Annotated in this window: 14 protein-coding genes, 2 tRNA genes and 2 pseudogenes; 2 read left to right on the top strand and 16 right to left on the bottom strand. The window is 60.2% G+C overall.

The features are described 5' to 3' along the window. Positions 1-168 precede the first annotated feature (168 nt). From ACQRBV_RS06430 to rnr, 10 genes are all read right to left on the bottom strand, one after another. On the bottom strand, positions 169-618 hold the full coding sequence (locus ACQRBV_RS06430) for a hypothetical protein (protein WP_411985087.1): 450 nt from the start codon (positions 616-618) through the stop codon (positions 169-171). Beyond that, on the bottom strand, positions 615-1,547 hold the full coding sequence (locus ACQRBV_RS06435) for a hypothetical protein (RefSeq protein ID WP_060755093.1): 933 nt from the start codon (positions 1,545-1,547) through the stop codon (positions 615-617). Before ACQRBV_RS06435 ends, ACQRBV_RS06430 begins: the two co-directional genes overlap by 4 nt. A gap of 211 nt (positions 1,548-1,758) precedes the next feature. Next, the gene (locus ACQRBV_RS06440) at positions 1,759-4,062 is read right to left on the bottom strand and encodes a YgiQ family radical SAM protein (protein WP_060755094.1); all 2,304 of its coding nucleotides are present in this window, start codon (positions 4,060-4,062) and stop codon (positions 1,759-1,761) included. A 110-nt stretch (positions 4,063-4,172) separates the two neighbouring features. Then, the gene (gene dnaB, locus ACQRBV_RS06445) at positions 4,173-5,570 is read right to left on the bottom strand and encodes a replicative DNA helicase (protein WP_060755095.1); all 1,398 of its coding nucleotides are present in this window, start codon (positions 5,568-5,570) and stop codon (positions 4,173-4,175) included. A 110-nt stretch (positions 5,571-5,680) separates the two neighbouring features. Beyond that, positions 5,681-6,127: a 50S ribosomal protein L9 gene (gene rplI, locus ACQRBV_RS06450; protein WP_003171376.1), complete on the bottom strand. Its 447-nt coding sequence runs from the start codon at positions 6,125-6,127 to the stop codon at positions 5,681-5,683. Positions 6,128-6,145: 18 nt separating this feature from the next. Further along, a complete protein-coding gene (locus ACQRBV_RS06455) occupies positions 6,146-7,039 on the bottom strand; it encodes a hypothetical protein (RefSeq protein WP_060755096.1) in 894 nt (297 codons plus the stop codon). A gap of 36 nt (positions 7,040-7,075) precedes the next feature. Continuing rightward, positions 7,076-7,306, bottom strand: coding sequence for a 30S ribosomal protein S18 (gene rpsR, locus ACQRBV_RS06460; RefSeq protein WP_002551829.1), 231 nt, complete (start codon positions 7,304-7,306; stop codon positions 7,076-7,078). Positions 7,307-7,334: 28 nt separating this feature from the next. Further along, positions 7,335-7,757 carry a 30S ribosomal protein S6 gene (rpsF, locus tag ACQRBV_RS06465; protein ID WP_003236224.1) on the bottom strand — a complete coding sequence of 141 codons (423 nt, stop codon included), beginning with the start codon at positions 7,755-7,757 and terminating at the stop codon, positions 7,335-7,337. Between the two features lie 309 nt (positions 7,758-8,066). Then, positions 8,067-8,822 (bottom strand): 23S rRNA (guanosine(2251)-2'-O)-methyltransferase RlmB, encoded by a 756-nt coding sequence (gene rlmB / locus ACQRBV_RS06470; RefSeq protein ID WP_339532283.1) that lies wholly within the window; start codon positions 8,820-8,822, stop codon positions 8,067-8,069. Continuing rightward, entirely contained in the window at positions 8,819-11,449 is a 2,631-nt protein-coding gene (rnr, locus tag ACQRBV_RS06475) for a ribonuclease R (protein WP_411985086.1), read from the bottom strand. Before rnr ends, rlmB begins: the two co-directional genes overlap by 4 nt. Before the next feature lie 225 nt (positions 11,450-11,674). Between rnr and ACQRBV_RS06480 the strand changes: the two genes are divergently transcribed. Both ACQRBV_RS06480 and ACQRBV_RS06485 read left to right on the top strand, forming a co-directional pair. Beyond that, positions 11,675-11,761, top strand: a tRNA-Leu gene (locus tag ACQRBV_RS06480). Between the two features lie 153 nt (positions 11,762-11,914). Further along, positions 11,915-12,001: transfer RNA gene (locus ACQRBV_RS06485), tRNA-Leu, on the top strand. A gap of 125 nt (positions 12,002-12,126) precedes the next feature. Here ACQRBV_RS06485 and ACQRBV_RS06490 read toward each other — a convergent pair. The 6 genes and pseudogenes from ACQRBV_RS06490 to hflK all read right to left on the bottom strand — a co-directional run. Next, positions 12,127-12,642: pseudogene (locus tag ACQRBV_RS06490) on the bottom strand (methyl-accepting chemotaxis protein); the annotation flags it as partial. A 342-nt stretch (positions 12,643-12,984) separates the two neighbouring features. Further along, positions 12,985-14,088 (bottom strand): annotated as a pseudogene (locus tag ACQRBV_RS06495) (HAMP domain-containing protein); the annotation flags it as partial. 112 nt (positions 14,089-14,200) lie between these two features. Beyond that, positions 14,201-15,490, bottom strand: coding sequence for an adenylosuccinate synthase (locus ACQRBV_RS06500; RefSeq protein WP_198760899.1), 1,290 nt, complete (start codon positions 15,488-15,490; stop codon positions 14,201-14,203). Between the two features lie 54 nt (positions 15,491-15,544). Then, on the bottom strand, positions 15,545-16,732 hold the full coding sequence (locus ACQRBV_RS06505) for an ATP phosphoribosyltransferase regulatory subunit (protein ID WP_060755101.1): 1,188 nt from the start codon (positions 16,730-16,732) through the stop codon (positions 15,545-15,547). Between the two features lie 293 nt (positions 16,733-17,025). Then, complete coding sequence (gene hflC, locus ACQRBV_RS06510) at positions 17,026-17,892, bottom strand: protease modulator HflC (protein WP_411985085.1); 867 nt, start codon at positions 17,890-17,892, stop codon at positions 17,026-17,028. Beyond that, positions 17,892-19,067 carry an FtsH protease activity modulator HflK gene (gene hflK / locus ACQRBV_RS06515; protein ID WP_090367136.1) on the bottom strand — a complete coding sequence of 392 codons (1,176 nt, stop codon included), beginning with the start codon at positions 19,065-19,067 and terminating at the stop codon, positions 17,892-17,894. Before hflK ends, hflC begins: the two co-directional genes overlap by 1 nt.

The raw sequence follows: 19,067 nt of genomic DNA on the forward strand, positions 1-19,067 counted from the left end.
GGGCATGGAAACAAAGCGCGCAAGACTTATGCCAGAGCAGCGGTCATTGCGCTTTATCGTAGGACCCGGTGCAGTACAGCACCAAAACGGCGCCCAGGTGAGTGCCGTGGTGCGAGGCTCGCACATAATTGTGGCGAACCTGCGAAGACAGGTGGCGAATCTACCCAGTCAATGGGTTTTGCGTTGGGCGATCATGGTTTCACGCAGGTGACGGACCTCGACCAGCTTCTGGCGCATTTCACGGTGGCGTTTGCTGTTGAGCAATAACAACCCCATCAGCGGGAAAAACACTCCCGAGCCGTAAGCCAGCGCATGAAGGTGATACTGAATCATCGGCAATACAAACAGCAGACAGCCGCCCAGGTAAACCGCCACCAGGCCAGTGGCCCAGGTGCGTCCGCGCGCAATCATGACGTTGCTGAATACGATCACGACTGCCAGCAGCAGGATCAGCAGCCCGGAGTAGCTGGACTTGAGCGCCGGATCAGCGTCGCGCCAATAAGTCACCCCTGCCATGGACACAGCAGACGAACCGGAAAAGATCGCCATGAAGATCGTGCCCATGAAAACCGGAAAATAGCGGCGCAGGAAGGCCGCCATGTCGGGAAAGCCGCTCATTCCGTCAGGTCCTCGTACAAGCCGATCGCCAGGGTACTGGCGGTGCCCACGTTACCGCTGCGATAGCTGCCCACGATACCCAGCAGGCCGCCCAGCGCATCCTTCATCTGGGTGAGGGTGGCGTGACGAATTTCGGTGGACGTATAGCTCTTGGTCAATTTGCCCGCGCGCTGCTGCAACTTGAGCAACTTGGGCGTGAGGCTGGGATCGCGCAGGCTTAACAGCTCCTTGGTCAGCTTTTTACGCTCCTGACGGCTCAAGCCCTTGAGCAACTGGTACCAACTCTTGCCAAGCGCGGCGGCCTTGTTGGCCTTGAGCAGTTTCACGGTTGTGAGCGCGCCGGTCCCGATACCCACCAATGAGACCGCATCGAGCACGGGGGAAACGGCGTTGTACCACTCGGTATCGTCCAAGCGATCGTTAGCGTCGGGGTCAAGAATCTCGTTGTAGGTGCGCGCTACACCGAACCCACATTGCGCACTGCCGGCCAGCGCCGCCGTCACGCCAATGCCGACCACAAAAGCGCTGGCACCCGCCGTGAACGGCACCGCAACGCTACCGCTGAACACCACAATCCAGCCGATCACGGCGGCGCCGCAGGACAAGCCCATGTCGAACACCTCTTTCCTCAGGCGCTCTTCTCGCGGGTCGGTCTTCACCTGCTCGACAAACTGAGCTGGCGCGATGTACTTCTGCGCCTCACGGATAATGACGCGCTTGGGCTTGATGCTGCAGATGGGCTTGAATTCACGCAGGGTCACGACATTAAAGTCGGCGTCGATGTACACGACACCCGCGCCGACAATGCCGGGGTCGGCGTCAATGGCCGCAAACAGGCGCGGCAGGTTGATCTGGCTTTCGATGCGCTGGCGGGCCATGAACTGGGAGCGGTTGAAGTCCATGCCGATGCTGGCCAGGGGGTTGCCCATGGGTGTTCTTCCTTGAAAAGAGGGGGGTGACTGAACTGACGCTATCGGGGGCAAGCCCCCTCCCACCCTTTGATGTGTGAACCCGATCCAATGTGGGAGGGGGCTTGCCCCCGATGACGGCTCAATGGGCGACACCTTAACAAACAGGCTACCCAACGCCTAGAAAGCAAAACGCCAGCACGAGGCTGGCGTTTTGCGTTTCAAGCTGCGATCAACGCGGCACGACCGGCTTGCGGGCAGGCTTCTTGCCTTTGCCCTTGGCCGCATCGGTGCGCTCCTTGGCGGCTTGCTTGTTGCGCGCCTGGGCTGCGGCCTTGGCTTGCTCGCGCTTGTCCCACGGGTTGCTGCCGTCGCTGCCACGCGGTGGCAGGCCGGTGTGCTGGGTCAGGACCCTGGTGGTGGTGTCCTTGGCGACCTTGTGGCTGCCTGCCGGTGTCGAGTTCTTGCGACGGGCGCTCTGGTAGCTGTCGGTAGCCGGTTGATGCAGCGGGATCAGTTGGTCCTTGCCCGGCCCGATCAGGTCGGCACGGCCCATGCGGGTCAATGCCTCACGCAGCATTGGCCAGCCTTTCGGGTCGTGATAACGCAGGAACGCCTTGTGCAGGCGGCGCTGCTCCTCGCTCTTGACGATGGTCACCGCGTCGCTCTTGTAGGTGACCTTGCGCAGCGGGTTCTTGCCCGAGTGGTACATCGCCGTCGCGGTGGCCATCGGTGACGGGTAGAACGCCTGCACCTGGTCGGCGCGGAAGCCGTTGCCCTTGAGCCACAGGGCCAGGTTCATCATGTCTTCATCGGTGGTGCCGGGGTGAGCCGCGATGAAGTAAGGAATCAGGTACTGCTCCTTGCCCGCTTCCTTGGTGTACTTCTCGAACATGCGCTTGAACTTGTCATAGCTGCCAATGCCCGGCTTCATCATCTGGTTGAGCGGACCTTCCTCGGTATGCTCCGGGGCGATCTTGAGGTAGCCACCGACGTGATGGGTAACCAACTCCTTGACGTACTCCGGCGACTCGACGGCCAGGTCGTAGCGCAGGCCGGAGGCGATCAGGATCTTCTTCACACCCGGCAATGCACGGGCGCTGCGGTACAGCTGGATCAACGACGAATGGTCGGTGTTCAGGTTCGGGCAGATGCCCGGGAACACACACGATGGCTTGCGGCACGCAGATTCGATTTCCGGGCTCTTGCAGGCGATGCGGTACATGTTCGCGGTCGGGCCGCCGAGGTCGGAGATCACTCCGGTAAAGCCGGGAACCTTGTCGCGGATCTCTTCGATCTCGCGAATGATCGACTCTTCGGAGCGGTTCTGGATGATGCGACCTTCGTGCTCGGTGATCGAGCAGAACGTGCAGCCGCCGAAGCAGCCACGCATGATGTTCACCGAGAAACGGATCATGTCGTAGGCCGGGATTTTTTCCTTGCCATACGCCGGGTGCGGGATACGTGCGTAAGGCATGCCGAACACGTAGTCCATTTCTTCGGTGGTCATCGGGATGGGCGGCGGGTTGAACCACACGTCCACTTCACCGTGCTTCTGCACCAGGGCGCGGGCGTTGCCCGGGTTGGTCTCCAGGTGCAGCACGCGGTTGGCGTGGGCGTAGAGCACGGCGTCGTTGCGCACCTTTTCCACCGAGGGCAGGCGGATCACGGTCTTGTCGCGGGTCATCTTCGGGCTGGCCAGGATCTGCACGACCTTGGCCTCCGTCGGATCCTCAACCGGCCCCTTTTCCTGCTCGATGGCGCAAGCCTGGGTGTCCTGGGTGTTCACGTACGGGTTGATGATCTTGTCGATCTTGCCCGGACGGTCGATACGGGTGGAGTCCACTTCGTACCAGCCCGCCGGTGTATCACGGCGTATGAATGCGGTGCCGCGTACGTCGGTGATGTCTTCGATCTTGTGGCCCCACGACAGGCGCTGGGCAACCTCGACGATGGCCCGCTCGGCGTTGCCGTACAGCAGGATATCGGCGCTGGCGTCGATCAGGATCGAGTTGCGCACACGGTCCTGCCAGTAGTCGTAGTGGGCGATGCGGCGCAGGGAGGCTTCAATGCCGCCGAGCACGATTGGCACGTGCTTGTAGGCTTCCTTGCAACGCTGGCTGTACACCAGGCTTGCACGGTCCGGGCGCTTGCCGGCCATGCCGCCGGGGGTGTAAGCGTCGTCGGAGCGGATTTTCTTGTCGGCGGTGTAGCGGTTGATCATGGAGTCCATGTTGCCGGCCGCGACGCCGAAGAACAGGTTCGGCTCGCCGAGCTTCATGAAGTCGTCTTTGGACTGCCAGTTCGGCTGGGCAATGATCCCGACGCGAAAGCCCTGGGACTCCAGCAGCCGGCCGATGATCGCCATGCCGAACGACGGATGGTCAACGTAGGCATCACCGGTGACGATGATGATGTCGCAGGAATCCCAGCCAAGCTGATCCATCTCCTCCCTGCTCATCGGCAGGAACGGCGCTGGACCGAAACACTCGGCCCAGTACTTGGGATAGTCAAATAACGGCTTGGCTGTTTGCATGACGGTGACCGGTGTTGAGATGAAAAAACTGCGATGAAAAATCGCGGGCGCGAAATATAGCACAAATCTTGACCAATTCCGACGATAACGGTCGGAATTGAGCAGATGGCTTATTCGTCGTCGTCGAAATTGTAGCTACCCGGCGCGAGGTTCTCGAAGCGGGTGTATTTGCCGATAAACGCCAGGCGGATAAATCCGATAGGACCGTTCCGCTGCTTGCCGATGATGATCTCGGCAATGCCCTTGTGCTCGGTTTCCGGGTGATACACCTCGTCGCGGTAGACGAACATGATCACGTCGGCGTCCTGCTCGATCGCTCCGGATTCGCGCAAGTCGGAGTTCACCGGACGCTTGTTGGGACGTTGCTCCAGGGAGCGGTTGAGCTGGGACAGCGCCACCACCGGGCAGTTGAATTCCTTGGCCAAGGCTTTCAAGGACCGGGAGATTTCAGAAATCTCATTGGTACGGTTGTCGCCGCTGGAGCCTGGGATCTGCATCAACTGCAGGTAGTCGATCATGATCAGGGCGATGTCACCGTGTTCACGCACCAGGCGCCGCGTACGCGCACGCATCTCGGAGGGGCTGATGCCCGCGGTGTCGTCGATGAACAGCTTGCGATCGTTGAGCAGATTGACCGCCGAGGTCAGGCGTGGCCAATCGTCATCTTCCAGCTGGCCGGAACGTACCTTGGTCTGGTCGATACGCCCCAGCGACGAGAGCATCCGCATGACCAGCGATTCGCCTGGCATCTCCAGGGAATACACCAGGACGGTCTTGTCGCTGCGCAACACGGCGTTTTCCACCAGGTTCATCGCAAAGGTGGTCTTACCCATGGACGGACGGCCGGCGACGATGATCAAGTCGGCCGGTTGCAGGCCGCTGGTTTTCTCGTCGAGGTCGGTGTAGCCGGTGGAAATACCGGTAATGGCGGCATCGGTATTGAACAGGGTGTCGATGCGATCGATGGCCTTGGTCAACAGCTCGTTGACGCCTACCGGGCCGCCGGTCTTGGGGCGCGCCTCAGCAATCTGGAAGATCTGGCGCTCGGCCTCATCCAGGATCTCTTCGGCGGTACGCCCTTCGGGGTTGAACGCACTGTCGGCGATTTCGGTGCTGATACCGATCAATTGACGCAGAGTGGCCCGCTGGCGAACGATCTGGGCATAGGCCTTGATGTTGGCGACGGACGGCGTGTTTTTCGCCAGCTCACCCAGGTAACCGAGGCCGCCGACCTGGGAGGTCTGGCCTTCCTTGTCGAGTTGTTCGGCCAGGGTCACCACGTCGATCGGCGAGTTCTGATCGGCCAGCTTGGCGATGGCGCGGAAGATCAAGCGGTGGTCATGCCGATAGAAATCACCGTCCGAGACTTGATCCAGCACGCGTTCCCAGGCGTTGTTGTCCAGCATCAAGCCACCGAGCACGGCCTGTTCGGCCTCGATGGAATGCGGCGGCACCTTCAGGGCAGCGGTTTGCAGATCGTATTGCTCAGGAGCTGAAATATCGTTCATGGCCACTTGGAATTGGGGGTCTGTAGAAAAACAAAAGGCACGACCTGTAAACAGGATCGTGCCCGATGTTAACCGCCCGGCACACGAGGTGCCAGCCAGTTAGGTGCGACTTAAGCTGCTACCACGACAACGCGTACGGTGGCTTCAACTTCAGCGTGCAGGTGCACGGCTACGTCGAATTCGCCTACGTTGCGGATGGTGCCGTTCGGCAGACGAACTTCGCTCTTCTGCACTTCAACGCCCGAAGCGGTCAGTGCATCAGCGATGTCGTGGGTGCCGATCGAACCGAACAGCTTGCCTTCGTCACCGGCGGTGGCAGTGATAGTCACTTCCAGCTCAGCCAGTTGGGCAGCGCGAGTTTCAGCCGAAGCTTTTTTGTCTGCTGCTGCTTTTTCCAGCTCAGCACGACGCTCTTCAAACGCAGCCAGGTTGGCAGCGGTTGCAGCGGTGGCTTTGCCGTATGGCAGCAGGTAGTTACGACCGTAGCCGGCCTTAACGTTCACTTTGTCGCCCAGGTTGCCCAGGTTGGCGACTTTTTCCAGAAGGATCAGTTGCATGTGAAAATCCTCTAACTTTTAACCTTCACCGTTCGCGTTATCGGCGTCTTTCGGCGCCAGACGACCGCGAAAATCAATCAGGCCGTCGACAATGGCCAAGACCACGAGTAACGGATAGATCAGCTGCATGAACAGCAACAGCGTGACGTACAACCCCACCAGCCAGAACCTGGCCAGGCGCTTTCGCGCAACAAGCCCATGAATCAGGGCCAGTCCGGCAAACACCAGCGGTACGCTGCAAATCGGCGCCAGCAAGGCCATCTGAGGACCGAAGTTCGGTCCGACAACCATGCACGCCAGCAGCAACATCGCCGGCCCCGTCGGGATTCTGATACTGCGAAATTCGCGACCAAAACCACCCGGGTTGTACAACAACGCCTGCCAGTAACGCCCAAGAATCAGGCTCATAACGCTGACAACCTGCAACAATGCCGCAATCAGGCCGGTCAGGACCGGGGCAATCAGTGACACAAACCGCGCTCGCTCATCTACCGACAATTGCTGGTAGATATCCCCGAGGGCCAGCGGCAGGATCTTGACGATCTCTTGTGCCAGCGCCTCGATCTGTGGGCGGAAAGCCGCGCCAAGCATCACCGAATACACCAAACCCAATGCCACGCTGACCAGCAGCGTACGGACCCAGGACTCACTTGCGCGCAAAACCAACGCAAGGCTCGATGACCCCAGCAGTACCAGAAGTACCCGTGGATCACCCAATTGCAGCCACCAGATCAAGGCCGGCAACAATCCCAGGGCAAGAACGCCAACGGCGTCCTTCAAACCGCGCCGCAGGAGCACAAGGCAGCCTGCAGCAGCACCCAACCAATAAAACAACGGCAATGCCGCAAAGCCAGCCACTACCAGAGTGGCCTGCACACGGCCGCGCATGATGAACTCAGCTAAGGCGCGCATGCATTCAATCCCTTACTACTTGTCGACTGCCCGGTCTCAGCGGCCGTGGCTGTCGGTGTAGGCCAGCAGGGCCAGGAAGCGGGCGCGCTTGATAGCGGTGGCCAGCTGACGCTGATAACGAGCTTTGGTACCGGTGATACGGCTTGGAACGATTTTGCCGGTCTCGGATACGTAGGCTTTCAGAGTGTTGAGATCTTTGTAATCGATCTCTTTCACGTCTTCAGCGGTGAAGCGGCAGAATTTACGACGACGGAAGAAACGTGCCATTTGATAGGCTCCTTAAAAGGTCCGTGGATTACTCGTCAGCGTTATCGCTGTTGTCGCTGTCATCACTGTCAGCGCTATCAGCGCCTTCGTGCTCAGGACGGTCGCGACGCTCACGGCGCTCACTGCGGTTTTCTTCAGCCTTGAGCATCTCGGATTGGCCGGTAACGGCTTCTTCGCGACGGATGACCAGGTTACGGATCACTGCATCGTTGTAGCGGAAGTTGTCTTCCAGCTCGGCCAGGGCCTTGCCGGTGCACTCAACGTTCAGCATCACGTAGTGAGCCTTGTGAACATTGTTGATTGCGTAGGCCAGTTGACGACGGCCCCAATCTTCCAGACGGTGGATTTTGCCGCCGTCTTCTTCGATCAGCTTGGTGTAACGCTCAACCATGCCGCCGACTTGCTCGCTTTGATCCGGGTGGACCAAAAAGATGATTTCGTAATGACGCATGAATGCTCCTTACGGGTTGTAGCCTGCCGCTCAAAAACGGTCAGACAAGGAGTGAATGACACTTATGGATCTTGCCGCACGGAGGCACATCGGTGCCTGCCAGGAAGGCAAGGGGCGCAATTGTAGAGAAGGGGGAGAAAGCGCGCAAGGTGATTGGTGATTATTTGAACAATCTTCCATACACCCCAGAATAACTGTGGAGGGGGCTTGCTCCCGATGACAGAGTATCAGTCACTGCATCTGGCGACTGTCACACCGCTATCGGGAGCAAGCCCCCTCCCACAGTTTGGATCCAGGCCCGGCCCGAGATTACTTCTTGGCTTTAGCCTTCGCGCCACGCTGACGCTGGGCCTCAAACAGGCACACACCCGTCGCGACCGACACGTTAAGACTGCTGACGCTACCGGCCATCGGCAAATGCACCAGGTAATCGCAATGCTCACGGGTCAGGCGGCGCATGCCCTTGCCTTCGGCGCCCATGATCAAGATGGTCGGGCCGGTGAGGTCCTGGTCATAAATACTGACCTCGGCCTCCCCTGCCGTACCCACCACCCACAGGCCACGCTGCTGGAGTTTTTCCAGGGTACGCGCCAGGTTGGTCACGGCCACCAGCGGAATAACTTCCGCCGCGCCACAGGCGACTTTACGCACGACCGGCGTCAAGGTAGCCGACTTGTCCTTAGGCACGATCACCGCCAGCGCACCGGCGGCATCTGCCGAGCGCAGGCAAGCGCCGAGGTTGTGCGGGTCGGTCACGCCGTCCAGCACCAGCAGCAGCGGCGCACCTTCGGTGCGGTCGAGCAGTTCATCCAGCATCGCTTCGCCCCAGACCTGGCTCGGACTGACGTCCGCGACCACACCCTGGTGCACACCTTCCACCCACGCATCCATCTCACGACGCTCAGCCTGGCCGATGGCGACGCGGTTTTCGTTGGCCAACTCGACCAGCGCTTGCACACGCGGCTCACTGCGGCCTTCGGCCAGCCACACTTGTTTGACGCGCTTGGGATGGTGACGCAGCAGTGCTTCTACGGCGTGCACGCCGTAGATTTTTTCCAGACTCATGACTTGGCCTTAGGTTTGCGCGACCCACTGCTCTTTGCAGGAGCCGAACCCGTCTTGGACGGGCCTTTACGATGTTTACTGGTCTTGCTCGACGAGCTTTCCGGCCCACGCGACTTACCGCCCGACGCCGGTTTACCACCGCTTTTGGCTTCGTTGAGCAACTGCTGCTTCAACTCGCGGCTCTTGCGTACCTCAGCGTTTTTAGCCGCGGCATCGCTTGGGCGGTAGGCTTCGGAGACCTTGTCCTTGCTGGAAGAACGACGGCCGGCCTTGGCGGGCTCAGGCTCGGCGGCTTTCGCAGGAGCACTTTTGTCTTTGGAGGCTGGCGCCGGGGTATCACCCCCACGTTTTTTGCGACTGCCCGGTGATTCGGCGGGCTTGTCAGACATGCCGAAGTCGATCTTGCGCTCGTCGAGGTCGACGCGCATGACCTGCACTTCCACGGTGTCGCCCAGACGGAAACTGCGACCGGTACGCTCACCCGCCAGGCGGTGATGCACAGGATCGAAGTGATAGTAGTCACCCGGCAAGGCAGTCACGTGCACCAGGCCCTCGACATAGATGTCGGTCAGCTCGACGAACAAACCAAAACCGGTCACAGCCGTGATCACGCCAGGGAACGACTCGCCCACGCGATCCTTCATGAACTCGCACTTGAGCCAGTTCACCACGTCGCGGGTCGCTTCATCGGCACGACGCTCGCTCATGGAGCACTGCTCGCCCAACTGTTCCAGGGCCGCTTCGTCGTACGGATAGATGCGCGCCTTCGGAATGGTCATCGCACCGGCGCGCTTGACGTGCGGGGTGTTCTGCTTGGAGTGGATCACGCTGCGGATCGCCCGGTGCGTCAGCAGGTCCGGGTAACGGCGGATCGGCGAGGTGAAGTGGGTGTACGCCTCGTAATTCAGACCGAAGTGCCCCTGGTTGTCGGCGCTGTACACCGCCTGACTCAGCGAGCGCAGCATGACGGTCTGGATCACATGGTAATCCGGACGATCTTTGATGCTGGCCAGCAAAGCCTGGTAATCCTTCGGCGTCGGGCCGTCCTTGCCTTTATGCAGGGACAGGCCTAGCTCACCAAGGAACGCACGCAGTTTTTCCAGACGCTCAGGTGGCGGGCCATCGTGCACACGGTACAACGCAGGGATTTCATGCTTTTTCAGGAATTCGGCGGTGGCCACGTTGGCCGCCAGCATGCATTCCTCGATCAGCTTGTGCGCATCGTTACGCGTGGTCGGGGTGATTGCGGCGATCTTGCGCTCGGAACCGAAGACAATCCGGGTTTCCTGGGTTTCAAAATCGATCGCGCCACGGGTATGACGTGCACCCAGCAACACCTTGTACAGCGCATACAGCTGCTTGAGGTGCGGCACCACGCCAGCGTATTCGGCACGCAGGGCCTTGGCTTCGCTGGTCTTCGGTGTTTCCAGGATGGTGCTGACCTTGTTGTAGGTCAGGCGCGCCTGGGAATGGATCACCGCTTCGTAGAACTGGTAATCGGTCATTTCGCCGGTTTTCGAGATAGTCATCTCGCACACCATGGCCAAACGGTCGACTTTCGGATTCAGCGAGCACAGGCCGTTGGACAGCTGCTCAGGCAGCATCGGGATCACGCGCTCGGGGAAGTACACCGAGTTGCCGCGTACCTGGGCTTCATTGTCCAGCGCCGAGCCGATCTTCACATAGCTGGATACGTCGGCAATCGCCACGTACAACTTCCAGCCGCCGGAGAACAGACGCAGCTTGCCGGGCTTGGCTTCGCAGTAGACCGCATCGTCGAAGTCGCGGGCATCTTCGCCGTCGATGGTGACGAACGGCAGATGGCGCAGATCGATGCGTTTCTCTTTGTCCTTTTCTTCCACTTCAGGCTTGAGCTTGCCGGCTTCCTTGAGCACAGCCTCAGGCCAGACGTGAGGAATATCGTAGGTACGCAGCGCGACATCGATTTCCATGCCCGGCGCCATGTAGTTGCCGACCACTTCAACGATATCGCCCTGTGGCTGGAAGCGCGCCGTTGGCCAATGAGTGATTTTCACCTCAACGAACTGACCGACCTTGGCGGCGCCATTGCGGCCCGGGGTAATCAGCACTTCCTGCTGAACCTTCGGGTTGTCCGGTACAACGAAGCCGATACCGCCTTCTTCGAAATAACGGCCGACGATGGACTCGTGTGCACGCGATACGACCTCGACGATCACGCCTTCACGGCGACCGCGACGGTCCAGGCCGGACACGCGCGCCAGGGCACGGTCGCCATCGAATACCAGACGCATTTGCGCCGGGCTCATGAACAGGTCGTCGCTGCCGTCATCCGGGATCAGAAAGCCGAAACCGTCACGGTGGCCGGCAATACGGCCCAGGATCAGGTCGAGCTTGTCCACCGGCGCGTAAGTACCACGGCGGGTGTAGATCAGTTGTGCGTCGCGCTCCATGGCACGCAGGCGGCGGCGCAGCGCTTCGAGTTGGTCTTCGGTGGTCAGACCGAACTCTTCAACCAATTGCTCGCGGCTAGCAGGCGAACCCCGATCGGCGAGATGCGCCAGGATCAGTTCGCGGCTAGGAATAGGGTTTTCATATTTTTCCGCTTCACGAGCGGCCTCGGGATCGAGGGACTGCCAATCGGCCATTAGAGAGTTTTCACCTTGTCTATATGAGGGTTAGTTTGGCATACGCGTATTGAAACGGGAAATTTCAGGTTTCAACAAGCGTTTAAAAGCCTTTTGCAGCCCCTGACGGCTACCTTGCACGACCATTGGCGAAATTTTCCAGGTTTTTTTTCATCGCAGGGGTTTACAGCCAAAAAATCGCTCCGTATAGTGCGCGCCATCGACGACGGCAACGTTGTTGATGCTGCCCAGGTGGTGAAATTGGTAGACACGCCAGCTTCAGGTGCTGGTGATCGCAAGGTCGTGGAAGTTCGAGTCTTCTCCTGGGCACCAAATTCAGATCAAACCCGCGAAAGCGGGTTTTTTCGTTTCAGGCCTTTGATTTTTAACGGGAATATTGATTTATATTTTTGTTATCAGGGGTTTACAGATCAAAAAGCCCTCCGTATAGTTCGCTCCATCAACGGCGCAAGCGCTGCTGATAATGCCCAGGTGGTGAAATTGGTAGACACGCCAGCTTCAGGTGCTGGTGACCTTACGGTCGTGGAAGTTCGAGTCTTCTCCTGGGCACCAAATTCAGATCAAACCCGCGAAAGCGGGTTTTTTCGTTTCTGACGTTCGAAAATATTCCCAACAGCTCATTCTCCAGTGCCGGGGTGCCAGCATCTGCGCTGACACCCCCGGATGCACCTGAGCCACTAGGCCCGGAACTGCCCCAGGCTCGCCTTCAATTGCGCCGCCAACCCGTCCAGCACCTTGCCGCTGGCGGTGGTTTCTACCACTGCCTGCGCGGCACGCTCCGCCTGCGCATGGATCACCTCGACCCGCCCCCGTACCGCATGAGCCCCCTGGGCCTGGTGCTCGGCCGCACGCGTCGCCAAACCGATCGCCGCATGCACCTGCTCAACCGACACCTGTACGGTCTGCTGCAAGCGCACACTGTCGCGCAACACCAGCAGCCCCTCGCTGGCCTGGCGCCCTGCCTTGCCGATGGTTTCCACCGCCTCACGCGCGCCCTGCTGCAACGCCACGATATGGGCCTGGATGTCACCGGTGGAGCTTTGGGTTTTACTGGCCAATGCCCGCACCTCATCTGCCACGACCGCAAAGCCGCGTCCGGTCTCTCCGGCCCGCGCCGCCTCGATTGCGGCGTTGAGCGCCAACAGGTTGGTCTGCTCGGCAATCCCGTGGATCACCGTCAGTACCACCTCGATCTGCTCACTCTGCTGCGCCAACCGCTCGATCACCTGGGAACCGGCCTGCACTTGCCCCGCCAAGGCCTCGATCAAGTTACCGACTTGCGCGGAAGTCCGCGAGTTCTCATCCGTGGCCTGACGAATATCCACTACCTGCTGCAACGCCGCTTGCATCGCATGGCTTTCGGCCTGAGCCTCGTCCGCCATCTGCGACAGCGCGCGCAAGCTCTCGGCCACTTCGTCGCGCTGCAAACCAGCCGCCGCATCAGCACCGGCATTGCGCTGGGTCATGGCCCCGATTTCCACGCCGGTTCGCTGAGCCACATCGCCCGCCTCGCGCACAATCGGTTGCAACTTGTCGACAAAGCGATTGACCGCCGAGGCCATGGCGCCGATTTCGTCCTGGCTATTGATTTGCACACGTTTGGTAAGATCCCCCTCGCCCGCCGCCAAGTCATCCATGGCCGCAATCAGCAACTTCAAGCGATTGACCACACGACGCCCCAGCACGATAGCGATCAGCAGCAACACGCCGAAACCAACCAGCGCCAAGCCCATGCCGATGCGCCAGCGCAAGGTGCCGGCGGCGTCCTGCACAACGCTGGCAGTGTTGGCGCTCATCTGGGTGGCCGTGGCTTGCGCGGATTGCAAGCGGGCCCCCATGGCGGCAGCGCTATCAGCCGCCGCCCCTTTGAGACTGTCGCCCACCAGTTGGTCGCCACTGGCGATCAGGGCTGCGAAGCGCTTATCCAGCGCAGCCAGATCCGCCTCCACTGCAGCGGTGGAAACCCCCATGCGCACCTTGCCGATTTCCACACCGTTGGGGCTGATGGACGCTTCGACATAGAACACCGACGGATCATCTTTCGCCGCATCCAGCACTTTATCCAGCGCGCGCTCACCCTTGCCCTTTTCCAGCAGCGCCTGGTTGATCGGGTTTTCGCGATTGAGGTAGCGGGTCAAATGCTCGCCCGCCGCGTCGTCATAGACCACGAACAGTACGTTGGGATTGCGCTGAGCACGCCGGGCGAACTCCGACAGGGTCGGCACGTCACTGTCCCACATGGCGCGGGGCGCCACCGAGGCCAGCAGTTGCGCCATGTCATTGGCGGAGTCCTTCAGGTCTTTTTCCAGAGTCGCACGCAGCTGCTTCTGCTCTTCCTGCAGTCGGGTTGAAAGCCCCACTGTCAGGCGCTGACGGGTATTGGTCGACAAGCTGTCCAGGCTGGACGTGACTTCCTTACCGGCCTGGGCCAACTCGCCAGACAGCTTCTGGCTATCGACCCCCAGCCGATTGCCCAAATCAGCCTCAAGCGCAGTGACGGTGCTCCGCGTCAGAGCGACGGCCACCAGCACTTGCACCAAAAGAGCGATACCAAGAGTAACGAACACCGGCCGCAACAGACGGCTTTGTAACAATGAGAGAACGGCAGACATCGAGAATCCCTCCACCCTGGGTGCCATTAATCTGATGGCGCCGCGAAAGGAAGAAGCGAAGCAAGGGCCGTGCCGTTCGCCCGTCACAAACGACAAAGGGCTCCCGAAGGAGCCCTTTGCTTTTTACATCAACAGCTTATTAAGCGAACGGATGACGCAGAACGATGGTTTCGTTGCGGTCAGGGCCCGTCGAAATAATGTCGATCGGTGCGCCAATCAGCTCTTCCACGCGCTTGATGTAAGCGCGGGCATTGGCCGGCAGCTCTTCCAGGGTCTTGGCACCCACGGTCGATTCGGTCCAGCCCGGCACTTCTTCGTACACCGGCTGCAGGCCCACATAGCTGTCGGCGTCAGTCGGGGCAACGCTATTGCCGTCTGCATCTTTGTAGCCAACGCAGATATTGATGGTTTCCAGACCATCGAGTACGTCCAGCTTGGTCAGGCAGATGCCCGAGATGCTGTTCACGTCGATAGCGCGACGCAGGATAACGGCATCGAACCAGCCGCAACGACGGGCACGCCCGGTGGTCGCACCGAACTCGTGACCTTGCTTGGCCAGGTGTGCACCGACTTCGTCGAACAGCTCAGTCGGGAACGGACCCGAACCGACACGCGTGGTGTAGGCCTTGGTGATGCCCAGGATGTAGTCCAGGAACATAGGCCCCACGCCCGAACCCGTTGCAACGCCACCTGCGGTGGTGTTGGAACTGGTCACGTACGGATAGGTACCGTGGTCGATGTCCAGCAGCGAACCCTGGGCGCCTTCGAACATGATGTCTTTACCGGCGCGACGCAGCTCGTGCAGCTCGGCAGTCACGTCCAGCATCAACGGCTTGAGCAGCTCGGCGTATTCCTTGCACTCAGCCAGGGTCTTGTCGAACTCGATCGCCGGCTCTTTGTAGTAACCCACCAGCATGAAGTTGTGGTAATCCACCAGCTCACGCAGCTTGTCTTCAAAGCGCGGCATGTTGAGCAGGTCGCCCACACGCAGGCCACGGCGTGCGACCTTGTCTTCATAGGCCGGGCCGATACCGCGACCGGTGGTACCGATCTTCAGCTCGCCACGCGCCTTTTCACGAGCCTGGTCCAACGCAACATGGAAGGACAGGATCAGCGGGCAGGACGGGCTGATACGCAGGCGCTCGCGCACCGGTACGCCTTTCTCTTCCAGCTTGGTGATCTCACGCAGCAAGGCGTCAGGTGCAACCACCACACCGTTGCCGATCAGGCACTGCACGCCTTCGCGCAGCACGCCCGACGGGATCAGGTGCAAGACGGTTTTTTCGCCATCGATGACCAGAGTGTGGCCAGCGTTGTGGCCACCTTGGTAGCGCACTACGGCGGCAGCATGTTCGGTCAGCAGATCAACGATCTTGCCTTTGCCCTCATCACCCCACTGGGTGCCCAGGACTACGACATTCTTACCCATAACACTTGTCCTCATTCGCGCAAACTTGGTGCCGGCAATAGCCGGCAGGAAAACTCAAGAAGCCAGTGGCGATACTTGCCAAAGCCCGTTCTGCAGAATCAATTGCCGGTCACAGTCCGCTTCACGGGCGGCGGCCAATGGCTGCCCAGGCAACGCCTGGACGACACGCTGACCCTCACCGCGCAACTGGCAAACCTGCTGCCAGAGTGCTGCGTCCGTACTGTCGGGCATCCAGATGCCACCAGACGGCAGCTCGACCTCAGCACGCCCCAGGGTCACCAGGGTTTTCAAATCGGTGGAAAAGCCAGTCGCCGGGCGGGCTCGACCGAAGTCGGCGCCAATGTCGTCATAACGACCGCCCTGGGCGATGGCCTGGCCAACACCCGGGACAAATACGGCGAACACTACACCGGTGTGGTAGTGGTAGCCGCGCAATTCACCCAGGTCGAAGTACAGCGGCAACTGCGGGAAGCGCGCCGACAACTGCTCGGCAATTGCCAGCACGTCGTCCAGTGCAGCCAGTACGGGCGCCGGCGCATTGGCCAGGCGCTCACGCGCAGCCACCAGCACTTCACGGCCACCGCACAGGTTCACCAGCGCACGCAGCATGTCGGCCAGGTCGGCAGGCACGCCAGCGGTCAGGGCAATGACTTCATCGATAGCCTTGCGTTGCAGGGCATCGAACAACTGTTGTTCCACTTCACCGGACAAACCGGCCGCACGGGCCAGGCCACGGTAGATACCGACATGCCCCAGGTCCATGTGGACATCCGGCACATCAGCCAGTTGCAGCATGGCCAGCATCAAGCTGATCACTTCAACGTCGCTGCTTGGGCTGGCATCGCCGTACAACTCGGCACCCAGCTGAATCGGGCTGCGGGAAGACGACAAGGCACGAGGCTGCGCATGCAGCACGCTACCGGCGTAACACAGACGGCTCGGGCCTTCGCGACGCAGGGTGTGCGCATCGATACGCGCCACTTGCGGCGTGATGTCGGCACGGAAACCCATTTGCCGGCCTGATTGCGGGTCGATGACCTTGAAGGTGCGCAAATCCAGGTCCTGGCCCGCGCCGGTCAGCAGGGATTCCAGGTACTCGATATGAGGGGTGACGACAAACTCGTAACCCCAGCTCTGGAACAGATCCAACACCTGGCGACGCGCTACTTCAATGCGCGCAGCTTCCGGTGGCAGTACTTCTTCGATGCCATCTGGCAGCAGCCAGCGGTCTACCGTTGCCATTACGCCATTCCCCTATGATCCGGGCGGCCAGCCCTCGGCCGAGCCTTGAGTGAAGCAGAAAATACCCGCCGCCTGCATAAACCACGCGCAAGAGCGACGTGACGATCGGCCTGCCAGCGGCCTCGTCGGGCACTTTCCTCGAAAAACCTGTCACGCCTGCCGAATCAAACATGCAGACGCAAAAAAGCCGGGAATTTCCCGGCTGCCGCATCATACACCCGTTTTCTGAAAGGATCACCCCGCCAGGCGTTTTAGCCGCCCGACGGAGTAAGTCCTACACAGCAACGCGCTGATTACTTGGCTTTTTCCAGGTAGCGGAAGAACTCGCTACTTGGGTCCAGCACCATGACGTCGGTTTTGTTTGCGAAGCTTTCACGGTAGGCACGCAGGCTACGGTAGAACGCGTAGAACTCCTGGTCCTGCCCATAGGCCTTGGCGTAGATCGTCGCGGCTTGAGCGTCGCCATCACCACGGGCCTCTTCAGACTCGCGATAGGCTTCCGCCAACAGTACACGGCGCTGACGGTCGGCATCCGCACGGATACCCTCGGCCAACTCGTTACCCTTGGCACGGTGCTCGCGGGCTTCACGCTCACGCTCGGTGCTCATGCGCTCGAACACGCTGCGGTTCACTTCCTTCGGCAGATCGATGGCCTTGACCCGAACATCGATCACTTCAATGCCCAGCTCTTTTTCCGCCATCGTGTTCAACGAGCGCGTGATATCAGCCATCAGCGCATCACGCTCACCGGACACCACCTCGTGCAGGGTGCGCTTACCAAACTGGTCACGCAGGCCCGATTCCAGACGGCGCGACAAACGCTCGTCGGCAATCTGCTTGAGGCCGGAGGTCGCAGTGTAGAAACGCTCGGCGTCCTTGACGCGCCACTTGGCATAGGCGTCAACCATCACGGCTTTCTTTTCCAGGGTCAGGAAGCGTTGCGTCGGTGCATCCAGGGTCATCAGGCGGGCGTCGAACTTGCGCACCTGGTTGACGTAAGGAACCTTCACATGCAGGCCTGGCTGGACGTCCGCCTGCACCACGCGACCGAATTGCAGCAACACCGCACGCTCGGTCTGAGACACGATGTAGAAGCAGTTCCAGGCAGCGATGACCACGACGACGCCCACAATCAGGGCGGTCAGCGATTTATTGCTCATCAACGACTCTCCCTGGTACGTGTTTGCTGTTGCAGCAAGTCAGCGGCCGAACGGGCGCTCGCTTCGTTGGCAGCAGCCGTCGAACCGGTAGACGGCGCGTTGGTGCCGCTACGGCCACCTTCGATCATCTTGTCCAGCGGCAGGTACAACAGGTTGTTCTGCCCACCTTTGTTGCCGGTCACGAGAACCTTGCTGGTGTTGCTGAAGACTTCCTGCATGGTGTCCAGGTACAAACGCTCACGCGTGACTTCCGGAGCCTTGCGGTACTCGGCAACCAGCTTGGTAAAGCGATCTGCCTCACCCTTGGCGCGGGAAACCACTTCGTCACGGTAACCGTTGGCATCCTCAAGGATACGCTGGGCCTGACCACGGGCTTCCGGCACGACGCCGTTGGCATAGGTTTCAGCCTGGTTGCGCGAACGCTGCTCGTCTTCACGGGCGCGGATCACGTCGTCAAAGGCTTCCTGCACTTCACGCGGTGCCGCTGCGCTCTGCACGTTCACCTGAGTGACGGTGATACCGGTGCGATAGGTATCGAGGAACCGTTGCAGGCGCTCCTTGATTTCGCTGGCCATCAACTCACGCCCTTCGGTCAGCACCTGGTCCATCGCAGTGGACCCCACCACATGGCGCAGGGCGCTTTCGGTTGCGTGCTGCAGGCTGATCTCAGGCTGGTCGACGTTCAGCACGAAGTCCTGCAGGTTGCTGATCTTGTACTGCACGGTCAGCGGCACTTCGACGATGTTCTCGTCTTCGGTCAGCATCTGGCCCTGCTTGGTGTAGGCACGCTCACGCGTGACGTTCTCCATGTACTTCTTGTCGATCGGCGGGAAGTAGATATTCAGGCCCGGCCCTACCGTCTCGTAGTACTTGCCGAAGCGCAGCACGACGGCCTGCTCCTGCTCGTCGACTACGTAGACCGCGCTGTACAGCCATACGGCCGCCAGCACGACAAGACCCAGGCCCAGCAGGCCATAGCCGCCACCCTTGCTTGTGCGACCGCCGTCGTCACCACCACTTTTTTTCCCACCACCGAACAACCCATTCAGGCTTTCCTGCAGCTTTCGGAAGGCCTCGTCGAGATCCGGCGGCCCCTTGCGGTCGCCATTATTGCGGCGCTTACCACCCCAAGGATCCTGATTATTCGAGTTGCCACCCGGCTCATTCCAAGCCAT

Origin of the sequence: Pseudomonas sp. R11F (assembly GCF_050312575.1) — a bacterium.
Lineage (GTDB): Bacteria > Pseudomonadota > Gammaproteobacteria > Pseudomonadales > Pseudomonadaceae > Aquipseudomonas > Aquipseudomonas palleroniana.